This is a genomic window from Pantoea rodasii (assembly GCF_002095465.1).
Lineage (GTDB): Bacteria > Pseudomonadota > Gammaproteobacteria > Enterobacterales > Enterobacteriaceae > Pantoea > Pantoea rodasii.
Genome location: NZ_MLFP01000014.1, coordinates 37,690 through 52,097 on the forward strand (window position 1 = coordinate 37,690; position 14,408 = coordinate 52,097).

Here is a 14,408-nt window from a genome sequence, read left to right on the forward strand (position 1 = left end):
GGTGTAACTATGACGCTCAAACTTGGTGTAATTGGTGCCGGTGCAATTGGTCAGGATCACATTCGTCGCTGCAACAATGTTCTGCAGGGCGCGAAGGTGGTGGCGGTTTCAGATATCAACGTGGAAGGGGCTCGTGCAGCGCTGCAGCGTCTGAACATCGAAGCCGAGGTGTATCAGGATGGTCATCAGGTGATCAACTCGCCGGATGTCGATGCCATTTTGGTGACGTCATGGGATCCGACCCACGAAGAATTCACGCTGGCGGCGATTGCGGCTGGCAAGCCGGTGTTCTGTGAGAAGCCGCTGGCAATGAGTGCCGATGGCTGCCGTCGCATCGTGGATGCCGAGATCAAACACGGCAAACGTCTGGTGCAGGTGGGCTTTATGCGCCCGTACGATGCCGGCTATCGCGCGTTGAAGAAAGTGATCACTGACGGTGAAATCGGCGAGCCGCTGATGCTGCACTGTGCGCACCGCAACCAGAGCGTCGGTGAGAATTACACCACCGATATGGCGATCACTAACACCCTGATTCACGAGCTGGACGTGCTGCGCTGGCTGACCGAAGACGATTACAAATCGGTGCAGGTGGTGTTCCCGCGCTCCACCTCGAAGACCCACGCCAAATTGAAAGATCCGCAAATCGTGCTGTTCGAAACCCAGAAGGGCATTCGTATCGATGTCGAGATCTTCGTGAACTGCGCCTACGGCTACGACATTCAGTGTGAAGTGGTGGGCGAAGAGGGCATTGCCAAACTGCCTGAACCATCCGCGATTCAAATGCGCAAAAACGCGCGTTTGGGCAATGCGCTGCTCACCGACTGGAAAGACCGTTTCATCGAAGCCTATGACGTTGAGCTGCAAGCCTTCATCAATGACGCCACCGCGGGCACGCTCTCCGGGCCATCTGCCTGGGATGGTTTTGCCGCTTCGGTGGCAGCGGACGCGTGCCATAAAGCGCAAGAAAGCGGGGCCATCGAAGCGGTGACCATGCCGGCACGTCCAGACTTTTACGCCAAATAACTGAGCCCGTGCGCTAACACTTCTCTCTCAGAATCAGGGAATTGAAATGAACAAAGACAATGTAAAACTGGCGATTGCGCCAATCGGCTGGACCAACGATGACATGCCAGAGCTGGGCAGCGAAAACACCTTCCAGCAAACCGTGAGTGAAATGGCGCTGGCAGGCTTCACCGGCAGTGAAGTGGGCAGCAAATACCCGAAAGATCCGGCGGTGTTGAAACCGATGCTGGAGATTCGCGGTATCCAGATCTGCAACGCGTGGTTCAGCACCTTCTTTGCCAACGGCGACAAGGCCAAAACCATCGATGAGTTCACCAATCACATGAACTTCCTGCACGCGATGGGCGCGCGCGTGATTGGCTGTTCTGAGCAGAGTAAGAGCATTCAGGGCACCACGCTGGCGGTGCTGGAGCAGAAGCCGATCTTCACCGATGAAGAGTGGCGTCTGACGGCGGAAGGCTACAATGAGCTGGCCGAGATCGCCGTGAAGAAAGGTATGCGTTTGACCCTGCACCATCACATGGGCACCGGCATTCAGACGCCAGCGGAAATCGATCGCTTTATGGAATCGACGAATCAGAATGTCGGCCTGCTGTATGACACTGGCCACATCTATTACTCCGAAGGCTCACAGCAGGCGATGCTGGATGTGCTGACCAAATATCTGCCGCGCATTTTCCATGTGCACCTGAAAGATGTGCGTGACAGCGTGGTGGCGGAAGTGCGCGAAAAATCCCTGTCGTTCCTCGATGGCGTGAAGAAAGGCACCTTTACCGTACCGGGCGATGGCGTGATTGATTTCAAACCGGTGTTCAAAATCCTCGACGATTACGGCTATAAAGGCTGGATGGTGGTGGAAGCGGAACAGGATCCGGCGCTGGCCAACCCGTTCGAGTATGCGGTGAAAGCGCGTAAATATATTCGCGAGAATACCGGCTTATAAGTTCAGTGATGCACAATAAAAAAGGCCGTTATCCCTTGCAGGATAACGGCCTTTTTACGTGAATCGGATTATGAAGCCAGCGACAGCGCCGGTTTCTGGCCGTTCACTGCCAGCCATTCGCTAATGCGCGCTTGTTCCGCTTCGGTCAGCCACATACCTTGTTTGGTACGACGCCAAATCGCATCATCCACCTCGCGCACCCACTCATTTTTAACCAGGTAACGCAGCTCGGCTTCATAAAACTCGTGACCGAAGTTCTCGCCCAGATCCGTCAGGCTGGTTGCGCCTGCCAGCAACTCTTCAGTGCGGCTGCCGTAGGTACGGGCAAAGTGACGCGCCATGCCTTCGCTAATAAACGGATAACGACGGCGCAGACCTGCGGCGTAGTCTTCACGTGAACCCGAGAAATCACCGCCCGGCAGCACAGCGGACTTAGTCCAGGCTGGGCCGGCGTTCGGGTAGTACTTCGCCAGTTTTTCCAGCGCATGTTCTGCCAGCTTGCGATAGGTGGTCAGCTTGCCGCCGAACACTGACAGCAGCGGTGCCTGGCCGTTGTCATCATGCACGTCTAAGGTGTAATCACGAGTGATCGCCTGTGGTGAATCGGATTCATCATCACACAGCGGACGCACGCCCGAGTAAGTCCAGACGATGTCATCTTTGCTCAGCTGCTGTTTAAAGTGTCCGTTGAACACCTTCAGCAAATAGCTGATTTCGTTGTCATCGATCTTCACGTCTTTCGGATCGCCTTTGTACTCCACATCAGTGGTGCCGATGATGGAGAACTCATCCATCCACGGAATGACAAACACGATACGGTTATCTTCGTTCTGCAGGATGTACGCCTGCTTTTCACGATGCACGCGCGGTACCACGATATGGCTGCCTTTGATCAGGCGAATGCCGTATGGCGATTTCAGCTTCAGGCCGTCATCAAACAGCTGTTTTACCCACGGACCGGCCGCATTGACCAGGCCCTTAGCGCGCCAGGTAAAGACTTTTCCAGTGTCGATATCTTCCGCTTCCACCATCCACATGCCGCCTTCGCGCCATGCACGGTTAACGCGGGTGCGGGTACGCACTTCGCCACCCTGTTTCACCACTTCCTGCGCGTTGAGCACGACCATGCGCGCATCGTCCACCCAGCAGTCGGAATATTCGAATCCGCGCGTGATTTCAGGTTTGAGGGCCGATTCCGCGCCAAAACGCAGGCCTTTACTGCCCGGTAACGTGGTGCGTTTACCCAGGCGATCGTACATAAACAGGCCAAGGCGGATCATCCACGCCGGACGCAAATGCGGGCGGTGTGGCAAGCGGAAGCGCATCGGGAAGGCAATATGCGGTGCCATTTTCAGCAGCACTTCGCGCTCGGCCAACGCTTCGCCCACCAGGCGGAATTCGTAATGTTCCAGGTAGCGCAGGCCACCGTGAATCAACTTCGAGCTATTGGAGGAGGTTGCACAGGCCAAATCCCGCGCCTCCAGCATCAGCACTGACAGTCCGCGTCCTGCAGCGTCCACTGCAATGCCGGCTCCGTTAATGCCGCCGCCGATCACGATCAGGTCTTTGGTTTCCACGTAATCTCCTCCGATGTTCGGAATAGTTCTAAAATGTTCGTTTTCGAGCGTAATAATAATCGGAAACCAACATTGATGCCAGCGCTTAACTCAATAAAAACATTTTTGCGTGATATAGCTAACATTCCTGCAGGAAAAAAATCCATAGCCATAACTTTTGTCAGGTTATCGCGGCGGATTCTCAGGTTAAACTAGGTGCTAATTGTGACGACCTTATGAGAGACACCATGGAAAACTTCGAATGTATTTCGGTTCAGCAGGCTAACGAGCACCTGGCACAAGGCGCGCAGCTGGTGGACATTCGCGACCCGCAAAGCTATGCCATGGGCCACGCTGCGGGCTCGTTACATCTCACGAATGACAATCTGGCTGACTTTATCGCGCAGGCGAATCAGGATTTGCCGGTGCTGGTGATGTGCTATCACGGCAACAGCAGCAAAGGCGCAGCGCAGTTCTTGCTGGGGCAGGGATTCAACGCCGCGTACAGCATTGATGGCGGTTTTGACGCCTGGCGTGCAGCGTTCCCCACGCAGGTGGCGACGGGTAGCCTCTGAGACGAACAATAACAATAAAGGAAGGAGAGCACGCACGATGCGCATCACTCAGTTTAACCATCCTCGCATGGCTCAGGCGTTTGTAGATTACATGGCAACGCGCGGCGTCACGCTGCGTATTGAGCGCGAAAGCCACTATGTCATTATGCTGGATGATGAAACGCGGCTGGAGATGGTTGAAAACGAACTTGCCCAGTTTGTCCGCGATCCTAACCATCCGCGTTATCAGGCCGCCAGCTGGCATACCGGCAGTACCGAAAGTGGCCTGCGCTATGAGCGCGCCAACATCTGGACCAACATTCGCGAACGCGCAGGTCCGCTCACCATGACTATCATGATCGCCTGCGTGGCGGTGTTCATCATGATGCAGATTGTGGGTGATGATGTGGCATTAGATTGGCTGGCATGGCCCGCTGATTCCTCGCAATATTTCCAGGTATGGCGCTGGTTCAGCCACGCACTGCTGCACTTCTCGCTGTTGCACATCCTGTTCAATCTGATGTGGTGGTGGTATCTCGGTGGTGCGGTAGAGAAGCGTATTGGCAGCGGCAAGCTGTTTGTGATTATGCTCATTTCCGCGCTGTTGAGCGGCTGGATACAAGCCAAGTTCAGCGGTGTGCTGTTCGGCGGATTGTCGGGTGTGGTCTATGCATTAATGGGTTATTGCTGGCTGCGTGGCGAGCGCGATCCCGAAAGTGGCATTTATCTGGAGCGCGGCCTGATGGGCTTCGCTATTGTATGGCTGATTATTGGTTGGTACGGCGTATTTGGCCTGTCGATTGCTAACGCTGCCCACGTCACCGGCTTGCTGGTGGGTCTGGCGATGGCGTTTGTCGATACGCGCAACGTTGCGCGACGTTAGCAGATATAAAAAGAAAACGGCTCTGAGCCGAGGAGAGAGATGTGAAGCAGACGCAACGTCATGACGCCATTATCGATTTGGTGCGACGCCAGGGATATGTCAGCACGGAAGAGCTGGTAGACCACTTTGAGGTGAGCCCGCAAACCATTCGGCGTGACCTGAACGATCTGGCTGACCAGAACAAAATTCAGCGCCATCACGGTGGCGCGGCGCTGCCTTCCAGCTCTGAAAACACCGCATGGCAGGACCGCAAAATGATGTGGTCAGCGGAAAAAGCGCGCATCGCCGAGCGTGTAGCGAGCCAGATCCCGGATGGTGCCACGCTGTTTATCGATATCGGCACCACGCCAGAAGCGGTAGCGCATGCGTTGCTGAACCACAACAATCTGCGTGTGGTGACCAACAACCTGAATGTGGCGATTCTGTTGATGGCGAAGCCGGATTTCCGTGTGATCATCGCCGGCGGCGAAGTGCGTACGCGTGATGGCGGTATCATGGGCGAAGCGACGCTGGATTTCATTTCTCAGTTCCGTCTGGATTACGGCATTCTCGGCATCAGCGGCATTGATATGGATGGCTCGCTGCTGGAGTTCGATTACCACGAAGTGCGCACCAAACGCGCGATTATCGAAAATTCTCGCTGCGTGATGCTGGTGGTAGACCATTCGAAGTTCGGCCGTAATGCCATGGTCAATCTGGGTAACATGAGCCTGATTGACTACATGTATACCGATCAGGCACCGCCTGCCAGCGTACTCAAAGTGATTGAACAGCACGAAGTCCATCTCGAGCTGTGCTGATTTCATGCAAAAGGGGCGGCCATTGGGCCGCCCGCAATATTTGAGGGGCGCAGCAGCCTGAGCGCCACGTTAAATTCAACTTTTTTCAATCCATCCGCATTTCCCTGTCGCTTTTTTCTTCGCCCCCGGCTTTACTTATCCTTTCTGGTTATGCGCTCGCCCGTCTTTACCGTTAACGGACTCGAAGGGATTGATATGTCGCAGCAAAAATTTAATAAAACACGTTTCGACGCCGCACTTACCCGCCAATGGCAGCACCTTGGACTCACTTCCGCCCAGCAAATGACGCCGCATCAATGGTGGCAGGCGCTTAGCAGCGTACTGGCAGAAATGCTCGCCACACAGCCACCCGCCGCGCCACGTTTAGGCCAGCGCCACGTTAACTATCTGTCGATGGAATTTCTTATCGGCCGGCTCACCGGCAACAATTTGCTTAACCTGGGTTGGTACAACGAGGTGCAAGCTGCGCTGGCGGAGCATCAGGTAGAGCTAAGCGAGCTGCTGGAGGAAGAGATTGATCCGGCACTCGGTAATGGTGGTCTGGGGCGTTTAGCCGCGTGCTACATGGATTCGATGGCGACTGTCGGCCAGGCTGCGATGGGCCATGGCCTCAATTATCAGTACGGTTTGTTCCGCCAGACCTTTGACGATGGCCAGCAAAAAGAAGCGCCGGACGACTGGCTGCGTAATAGCTACCCGTGGTTTCGCCATAACGCCGCGCAGGATGTGCAGGTAGGCATTGGCGGTAAGGTAAAGAAAAACAGCGATGGCACGTTGCAGTGGCGTGCCAAATATCATCTCAAAGGTGAAGCCTGGGATCTGCCGGTGGTGGGCTATCGCAATGGCGTGACGCTGCCGCTGCGTCTGTGGAAAGCCACCAGTACACATCCGTTCGACCTGACATTATTTAATGACGGTAAATTCCTGCAGGCCGAGCAGCCGGGTATTGATGCCGACAAGCTCACCAAGGTGCTGTATCCCAACGATAACCATGTTGAGGGTAAGCGTCTGCGTTTGATGCAGCAATATTTCCAGTGCGCCTGTGCGGTGGGCGATATTCTGCGCCGCCATCATCTTGCCGGGCGATCGATTCATACGCTGCCTGATTTTGAAGTGATTCAGCTCAACGATACCCATCCCACCATCGCCATTCCGGAAATGCTGCGCATCCTGCTGGATGAGCATCAGCTGAGTTGGGATGAAGCCTGGCATATCACCAGCCGCGTTTTCGCCTATACCAATCACACGTTGATGCCGGAAGCGCTGGAGCGTTGGGATGCGTCGCTGGTGGGCGATCTGCTGCCGCGCCATATGCTGATTATCCGCGAGATTAACCAGCGTTTGAAAAAATTGGTGAAGAAACAGTGGCCGGGTGACAGTGCGATATGGCAAAAGCTGGCGGTGGTGGCCGAGGGGCAGGTGCGCATGGCAAACCTGTGCGTCGTGAGCTGTTTCGCCGTGAACGGGGTGGCTGCGCTGCACTCCGAGCTGGTGGTGAAAGATCTGTTCCCGGAGTATCACCAATTGTGGCCCAACAAATTCCACAATGTCACCAACGGCATCACGCCGCGCCGCTGGCTGAAACAGTGCAATCCGCTGCTGTCGCATTTGATTGATGAGACGCTGCAGGTGGAGTGGGCCAACGATCTGGAGGCGCTGGAGTGGCTGGCGCCTTATGCGCGCAAGAAAGCCTTCCGTCAGCAGTTCCGTACCATCAAGCAGCAGAACAAGCTACGCCTCACCGTATATATCAAGCGGGTCACCGGCATTGATGTAAATCCCGACGCGCTGTTTGATGTGCAGATCAAGCGGTTGCATGAGTACAAACGTCAACACCTCAGCCTGCTGCATATGCTGCACTGTTATCGCCAACTGCGCGATGACCCGAAAAATCCTGATTTCGTGCCGCGCGTGTTCCTGTTTGGTGCCAAGGCCGCACCGGGCTACTACCTTGCCAAGAACATTATCTACGCCATCAACAAAGTGGCGGAGGTGATTAACAACGATCCAAAAGTCGGCGATCGGCTGAAAGTGGTGTTTATCCCTGACTATCGCATCACCGCTGCGGAACTGATGATTCCAGCGGCCGATCTCTCTGAGCAAATCTCGACTGCGGGGTATGAAGCCTCGGGCACCGGCAATATGAAACTGGCGCTGAACGGCGCGCTGACCATTGGCACGCTGGATGGTGCGAACGTCGAGATTGCCGAAGCGGTGGGCGAGAAGAATATCTTTATCTTCGGCAATACCGTGGATGAGGTGAAGGCGCTGAAAGCCAACGGTTACAGCCCGAAAAAGCTGCGCAAGCAGAACAAATATCTGGATGGGTTATTGAAGGATCTGGAGAAGGGTAAGTTCAGCGAGGGGGATAAACAGGCGTTTGAGATGTTGCTCACCAGCCTGACCAAAGGCGGCGATCCCTGGCTGGTGCTGGCGGATTTCGACGCTTATCTTGCCGCGCAGCAACAGGTTGAAGCGTTGTGGAAGAATCCTGAAGCCTGGACCAAAGCGGCGATCCTAAATACCGCCCGCACCGGACGGTTTAGTTCCGATCGTTCGATTCGCGATTATCAGGAGCGTATTTGGCAGGCCGCGCGCTGATTTCCAGGTCGCCATTAAGGGCAATCCGAGATGGGTTCGGTACGGTTTTCGTAGGGTGCGCATTGATGCGCACCGCATCCAAGGAGACGCGATGACGCTAAGCAAACTGGATCAAGCCGCGCTGAACGCGGGCATTGCGGTGGATTTTACCAACGCTAACGGTGAGCAGGTCCGTATTAACGACGACACCAAGCGTGCACTGCTGGCGGTGATGAATACGCCGGAAGGTAAAACACCTCCGCTGCCGGCGGTACAGGTATTTGCGGCGCGCGCCAGGCGCCAGCTCACTCCACAGGGGAAAGGCGAGTTTCGCTGGCAGCTTCTGACGGAGCAGGGCAAAGGGTTCAGCGGCACGCTTCAGGGAGGCGAAACGCTGGCCCTGCCGCCGCGTCTGCCGCAGGGCTACCATGCATTCACCCTGCAGCAGGGGAAAAACAGTGGAGCACGCGCATCATCATTGCGCCATCGCGGTGTTATTTGCCTGAGCCATTAGCGCAGGGGGAAAAACGCTGGGGCGCCTTAGTGCAGCTTTATACCTTACGCTCGGAGAATAATTGGGGGATAGGTGATTTCGGCGATCTGGCGCAGATGTTGCAGCACATTGCCGCTAACGGTGGTGATTTTGTCGGCCTTAATCCTTTGCATGCGCTCTATCCCGCGCAACCCGAACACGCCAGCCCGTACAGCCCCACTTCTCGCCGCTGGCTGAATGTGCTGTACATCGACGTCAATCAGGTGGCGGCATTTGCCCAAAGCCAACAGGCGCAACGCTGGTGGACGCTCGCCGCAACGCGTAAGGATGTGCAAGCCGCGCGCGCGACTGACTTTGTTGATTATCGCGCGGTGGCCGCATTGAAAATCACGGCACTGCGGCTGGCCTGGCAGGCATTTCAGCCCGAGGCTGATTTCCAGCAATTTGTCGCTGAAGGTGGCGATCCTCTGCGTTTTCAAGCCGCTTTTGACGGCATCCTCGCTGAACGAGCAGAAAATAACACTCACGAATGGGGATGGGAGAAATGGCCGGAAGCCTGGCGTAATGCTCATCAGCCAGAGGTGCTGAAATGGTGTGCGGCGCATGAGGACGAGATTCAATTTTGGAGCTGGTTGCAATGGTTAGCGCAGCAGCAGTTCGCGGCCTGCTGGCAGCGTAGCCAGCAGCTGGGCATGGCCGTTGGGCTGTACCGCGACCTTGCGGTTGGGGTGGCGCAGCACAGTGCGGAAACCTGGCAGGATCCGCAGTTGTATAAGCTGGGCGCGTCAGTGGGTGCGCCGCCCGATCGGTTGGGCCCGCTCGGGCAAAACTGGGCGTTGCCGCCGCTCGATCCGCATGAGATGCGCGCACGCGGTTATCAGCCGTTTATCGATCTGCTGCGCGCCAACATGCGTGATTGCGGTGCATTACGCATCGATCACGTGATGGCGTTATTGCGACTGTGGTGGATTCCCTACGGTGAAACGGCCGACAAAGGGGCTTATGTGTCGTATCCGGTGGAAGAGCTGATGGCGATTCTGGCACTGGAAAGCCAGCGGCATCGCTGCATGGTGATCGGTGAGGATCTGGGCATCGTGCCACCGATCATTGTTCGCATGATGCGAAGCCACGGCATTTTATCGTGGAAAGTGCTGTTCTTCGAGCAGGAGCGCGATGGCCGCTACCGTCTGCCCTCGGCTTATGCGCGCCAGTCGATTGCCAGCGCCAGTACTCATGATTTGCCCACGTTGAGCGGTTTCTGGCAGGCGGAAGATTTGGCGTTGGGTGAGAAACTCGGCATGTATCGCGATAGCGTTCTGCATGATCTGCAACAGCAGCGCACCGCACAGAAGCAGGCATTGCTGGAGGCATTACTTCAGGCGGGTGCCCTGCCAGCGCGTCAGGGAAAGCTGACGCAAAAACAGCCGCTCACGGCAGCGCTTAATGTGGCGATGCACCGTTTTCTAGCCCGTACGGAAAGCGCATTGCTGGGATTGCAGCCGGAAGATTGGCTGGGCATGACATCGCCCGTCAACGTGCCGGGCACAGTGGATGAATATCCGAACTGGCGGCGCAAGTTGAGTGTGACGCTGGAGGAAATGTTTGCCAATAAAGCCGTGAAGCAGGTGCTGAAAGCAGTGAGTGACGGGCGCAAAGAGAAGTAAAACGTGCGGCAGCTGGGGTGCGCTGCCGCAGGGAGTATCAGTAGTAAGAGTGCTCGCCGCGCTGGTGTTCAGTGAGGTCACGCACGCCTTTCAACTCAGGGAAAGCCGCCAGCAGCTCTTTCTCGATGCCATCTTTTAGCGTCACATCGATCATAGAACAACCGTTACAGCCGCCGCCAAACTGCAGAATGGCGATGCCGTCATCGGTGATTTCCATCAGCGACACGCGGCCGCCGTGGCCAGCCAGCTGTGGGTTGATCTGCGCTTGCAGCAGATATTCCACGCGCTCAACCATCGGCGCTTCGTCAGACACTTTACGCATCTTGGCGTTTGGCGCTTTCAGCGTCAGCTGAGAACCGAGGTTATCGGTGACAAAATCAATTTCCGCGTCTTCAAGATAGGGCGCGCTCAGTTCGTCCACATAAGCGGAGAGCTTTTCAAACTTCAGTTCGGTGTCAGTGGCTTCCACCGCATCAGGCGGGCAGTAAGAAACGCCACACTCAGCAGTTGGGGTACCCGGGTTAATGACGAATACGCGAATCTGGGTGCCATCTTCTTGTTTCGACAGCAATTTTGAGAAGTGCTCTTGCGCAGCATCAGTAATAACGATCATGGCGATTGCTCAATAGTTAACTAAATTACTTGGTTATAATACGCCCAACGCCGACGCTCTACAAGGTACGGCACAGGCAGCCAATATGCACGCTGGCCGCGCCTTGCGCCAGCAAAATGCGGCTGATTTCTGCCACCGTGCTTCCGGTGGTCACCACATCGTCGATGAGCAGGATATGGCATCCGCGCACCGGTATTTCAAGGGAAAATGCCCCGCGCAGATTCTTTTTCCGCGCTGAAGCACTCAGTACATGCTGGATTAATCCCTGCCGTGTGCGGCGCACGCCTTCGCGATACTCACAGCCTAGCCAATGCGCCAGCGGTTTTGCTAACAGCTCGGCCTGATTATAGCCACGTTGCCAGGCTCGACGGCGGTGTAGTGGCACACTCAGCACTAAATTGATGCGCGGCAGGCGCTTTTCACGCCGCGAATTTAACAATTTTAACAAAAGTAGCCGCGCAAGCATCACTCTGAGTGCGGTTATTCGCGAAAATTTTAATTGAATGACCCAGTCGCTGAGGGGCGGAAGGTAATCACTGACGCAGGTCAGAGTGTGCCACGGCGGTGGATGCTGTATGCAGCGACCGCACGGTTGCGTGCCACTGGCGAGTAGCGCACAGCACGGACAGAGTGTCGGCAGGCGGGGGATCTGCTGCAGACAGCGGCTGCACAAACCGTGCAGGGCTATTTGTAATGGCAGGCGGCATAGCCAACACAGGGCCGGGATTGATAGCATAGCGACCTCTTTTCACTTTTCGGGAGTGTAACCGATGAGTTCGCTTTACTGGCACACCACGGGCGCAGGCGATCGCGATCTTGTGCTGCTGCACGGCTGGGGTTTGAATGCCGAAGTGTGGCAAAACATTGTTCCGCGACTTAGCCCGCATTTTCGTCTGCACCTGGTGGATTTGCCGGGCTTTGGCCGCAGTCAGGGCTTTGGCGCACTGAGCTTAGCCGAAATGGCACAACAGCTGCTGCCGCAGCTGCCTGAACGTGCTGTGCTGCTCGGTTGGTCGTTGGGTGGACTGGTTGCCAGCCAGATTGCGCTGATGCAGCCTGAACGTGTCACGGCGCTGATTAGCGTGGCATCGTCGCCCTGTTTTACCGCACATGAAGATTGGCCGGGTATCAAGCCCGAGACGCTGGAGAACTTCCAGCAGCAGCTGAGCAATGATTTCCAGCGTACGGTTGAGCGTTTCCTGGCGCTGCAAACCATGGGAACGGAAAATGCTCGCCAGGATGCGCGTCAGCTAAAAGAAGTGGTGCTGTCGCAGCCGATGCCTTCGGTTGAGGTGTTAGCGGGTGGGCTGGCTATACTGCGCCATGACGATCTGCGCGCTGCGCTGGATGAGCTAACGTTGCCGTTTCTGCGTATTTACGGCTATCTCGATGGACTCGTCCCGCGCAATATTGCCGGAAAGCTGGATGCACGCTGGCCGACATCGCACTCCATCGTGATGGAAAAAGCGGCTCACGCACCATTTGTTTCTCATCCCGATGCATTTTGTCAGCAGGTACAGCAGTTTATCCACGCAACCACATAAACTGCCACGCAGCCAGCGTGATGGGCTGGCTGCCATCAATTTTCTCCCCGCTGATCACATCCTGAAAATGTCGCGTCTGCGGCAGATGCGTGGTGACTTCACGGCTGCTGAGGTTAAACACGCACAGCAAACCGTCTTCACTGCCCGGCGTGTGGCGGCGCAGCATCAGCAGCGTATTTTCACTCTCCAGCAGCGTCATCGCGTTATCCGGATGGAATGCGCTCTGGCGCGTACGTAGCTGAATCAAGGCGCTGAGGCGTTCGTAAACCTGCTGGCGTAACGGATTGCCGCCGCTGATCCATTGCTCCATCTCACGCATTGCGTATTTTTCCCGGTTAATGGCGCGATTGTGTCCTGCGGCGCGTACGCCTTCGTTATCATTTCGCGAACCGAGGATGCTTTGAATATAGATAGCGGGCACGCCTGGGAAAGTGAGCAGAATCGCGTGTGCCAGCAGGAAGCGACGCAGACGCGTGTCATCATCATCTTGCTGTTGGTTGAGAGCATCGAAATAGGTGACGTTGATCTCGTAAGGCTGGTGGTGCCATCGGGATTGTTTTTATAGGACACCAGCGCCCCTTCCAGCGCCAGATCGCGCACCAGCGCCACAATCTCCACCTCGGATAAAATGCCCCGCGCGGGATTGAGTCCGATACCGTCGTGCGAAGCCAGGAAATTAAAGAAGGTGGTGCCAACGCGATCGGTGCCCAGGGTGCTGGCCCACTGGCGCAGCGCGCGTGCTGAGCCGGAGTGAATCGCATGCAGCACCAGCGGCGGCAGTGAAAACTGATACACCATCTGCGCTTCATCGTGACCATCGCCGAAATAGCTGATGTTGTCTTTGTGCGGCACGTTGGTTTCCGTGACGATTACCGTGCCCGGCGCCACTTCATTGGCAATGGCACGGAACAGCTTCACCAGCTGATGCGTTTTCGGCAGGTGAATGCAATTTGTGCCTGGCGTCTTCCACATATAACCCACCGCGTCGAGCCGGACGTAATCTGCGCCTTTAATCAGGTAATCCAGCAATACGCCCACCATGCGAATCAGCACTTCGGGATTGGCAAAGTTGAGGTCGATTTGATCGGCACTAAAAGTGGTCCAGATATAGCGCGTCTCGCCATCGGCCATCGCAAATGGCGTCAGTAACGGCGAGGTGCGAGGGCGCGTCACGGCGCTGAGATCTGTGGCGGGCGGCATGCTGATAAAGAAGTCATCCCAACCGGGATCCAGCGCCAGAAAATGGCGGAACCACTGGCTGTGAGCCGACATATGGTTGCAGACGAAATCGAACATCAGTCGGGTTTCACTGTGCAGCGCCGCAATATGTTGCCACTCGCCGCAAATGGGATTCACCTGGTGATAATCAATTACCGAAAAGCCATCATCTGAAGAGTAGGGAAAGAACGGCAGCAGATGCACCAGATTAAAGGTGGACTGCAGGTGCTGCTGATAAAAGTGCGAGAAGCTGGCAAGCGTTGGCTTATCGGCTTCGCGGAACTGATCGGCATAGCTGATCAGCACCACATCTTTTTCATCCCAATGGGCTTTGCGCGGCAGTTTAGCGGTATCACGCGCAGCACGAATGTGGGAAAGCAGGCGCTCGCGTGCAGCGACGGGAAAGCGGCCTTCGTAAATTTCATCAAGTAGGGCGTTGATTATGTCCATCAGATCGTTGGGCCACGCGGAAGGTCATTTTTTCACACGGATTTTTTCAGCGTAGACGCGGGAAGGGATTTTTCAACTTTAAACGCG

At 55.8% G+C, this 14,408-nt stretch carries 10 protein-coding genes and 2 pseudogenes; 8 read left to right on the top strand and 4 right to left on the bottom strand.

From position 1 onward, the window contains the following. Positions 1 to 9 precede the first annotated feature (9 nt). Both iolG and iolE read left to right on the top strand, forming a co-directional pair. Positions 10 to 1,023, top strand: coding sequence for a bifunctional inositol 2-dehydrogenase/D-chiro-inositol 1-dehydrogenase (gene iolG / locus HA45_RS16765; RefSeq protein WP_100701823.1), 1,014 nt, complete (start codon positions 10 to 12; stop codon positions 1,021 to 1,023). 46 nt (positions 1,024 to 1,069) lie between these two features. Further along, positions 1,070 to 1,966, top strand: a complete 897-nt coding sequence (gene iolE / locus HA45_RS16770) for a myo-inosose-2 dehydratase (protein ID WP_100701822.1) — start codon at positions 1,070 to 1,072, stop codon at positions 1,964 to 1,966. A 68-nt stretch (positions 1,967 to 2,034) separates the two neighbouring features. On the opposite strand, the gene glpD is transcribed toward iolE, so the two are convergent. Beyond that, positions 2,035 to 3,543: a glycerol-3-phosphate dehydrogenase gene (gene glpD, locus HA45_RS16775; RefSeq protein WP_100701821.1), complete on the bottom strand. Its 1,509-nt coding sequence runs from the start codon at positions 3,541 to 3,543 to the stop codon at positions 2,035 to 2,037. A gap of 227 nt (positions 3,544 to 3,770) precedes the next feature. On the opposite strand from glpD, the gene glpE reads away from it, so the two are divergent. The 5 genes and pseudogenes from glpE to malQ all read left to right on the top strand — a co-directional run bounded on the left by glpE (position 3,771) and on the right by malQ (position 10,496). Next, complete coding sequence (gene glpE / locus HA45_RS16780) at positions 3,771 to 4,097, top strand: thiosulfate sulfurtransferase GlpE (protein WP_100701820.1); 327 nt, start codon at positions 3,771 to 3,773, stop codon at positions 4,095 to 4,097. Positions 4,098 to 4,134: 37 nt separating this feature from the next. Beyond that, positions 4,135 to 4,959, top strand: coding sequence for a rhomboid family intramembrane serine protease GlpG (glpG, locus tag HA45_RS16785; RefSeq protein ID WP_100701819.1), 825 nt, complete (start codon positions 4,135 to 4,137; stop codon positions 4,957 to 4,959). A 41-nt stretch (positions 4,960 to 5,000) separates the two neighbouring features. After that, positions 5,001 to 5,759 carry a DeoR/GlpR family transcriptional regulator gene (locus HA45_RS16790; RefSeq protein WP_100701818.1) on the top strand — a complete coding sequence of 253 codons (759 nt, stop codon included), beginning with the start codon at positions 5,001 to 5,003 and terminating at the stop codon, positions 5,757 to 5,759. Positions 5,760 to 5,954: 195 nt separating this feature from the next. Beyond that, positions 5,955 to 8,360, top strand: coding sequence for a maltodextrin phosphorylase (malP, locus tag HA45_RS16795; RefSeq protein ID WP_100701817.1), 2,406 nt, complete (start codon positions 5,955 to 5,957; stop codon positions 8,358 to 8,360). 91 nt (positions 8,361 to 8,451) lie between these two features. Beyond that, positions 8,452 to 10,496, top strand: a pseudogene (malQ, locus tag HA45_RS16800) (4-alpha-glucanotransferase). 37 nt (positions 10,497 to 10,533) lie between these two features. Here the strand turns inward: malQ and nfuA are convergent. Beyond that, the gene (nfuA, locus tag HA45_RS16805) at positions 10,534 to 11,109 is read right to left on the bottom strand and encodes a Fe-S biogenesis protein NfuA (protein ID WP_100701815.1); all 576 of its coding nucleotides are present in this window, start codon (positions 11,107 to 11,109) and stop codon (positions 10,534 to 10,536) included. A 58-nt stretch (positions 11,110 to 11,167) separates the two neighbouring features. After that, entirely contained in the window at positions 11,168 to 11,845 is a 678-nt protein-coding gene (locus HA45_RS16810) for a phosphoribosyltransferase family protein (protein ID WP_100701814.1), read from the bottom strand. 34 nt (positions 11,846 to 11,879) lie between these two features. Here HA45_RS16810 and bioH point away from each other — a divergent pair, with 34 nt between their 5' ends. Then, positions 11,880 to 12,653, top strand: a complete 774-nt coding sequence (gene bioH / locus HA45_RS16815; RefSeq protein WP_100701813.1) for a pimeloyl-ACP methyl ester esterase BioH — start codon at positions 11,880 to 11,882, stop codon at positions 12,651 to 12,653. Here bioH and HA45_RS16820 read toward each other — a convergent pair. Beyond that, positions 12,634 to 14,321: pseudogene (locus HA45_RS16820) on the bottom strand (alpha-amylase family glycosyl hydrolase). The gene bioH and the pseudogene HA45_RS16820 sit on opposite strands and share 20 nt — an antisense overlap. Positions 14,322 to 14,408: the final 87 nt, after the last annotated feature.

Coding starts and splice junctions, on each gene's coding strand:
- bioH (WP_100701813.1), top strand. CDS start 11,880: ATGAGTTCGCTTTACTGGCACACCACGGGCGCAGGCGATCGCGATCTT.
- HA45_RS16810 (WP_100701814.1), bottom strand. CDS start 11,845: ATGCTATCAATCCCGGCCCTGTGTTGGCTATGCCGCCTGCCATTACAA.
- nfuA (WP_100701815.1), bottom strand. CDS start 11,109: ATGATCGTTATTACTGATGCTGCGCAAGAGCACTTCTCAAAATTGCTG.
- iolG (WP_100701823.1), top strand. CDS start 10: ATGACGCTCAAACTTGGTGTAATTGGTGCCGGTGCAATTGGTCAGGAT.
- glpG (WP_100701819.1), top strand. CDS start 4,135: ATGCGCATCACTCAGTTTAACCATCCTCGCATGGCTCAGGCGTTTGTA.
- malP (WP_100701817.1), top strand. CDS start 5,955: ATGTCGCAGCAAAAATTTAATAAAACACGTTTCGACGCCGCACTTACC.
- glpE (WP_100701820.1), top strand. CDS start 3,771: ATGGAAAACTTCGAATGTATTTCGGTTCAGCAGGCTAACGAGCACCTG.
- iolE (WP_100701822.1), top strand. CDS start 1,070: ATGAACAAAGACAATGTAAAACTGGCGATTGCGCCAATCGGCTGGACC.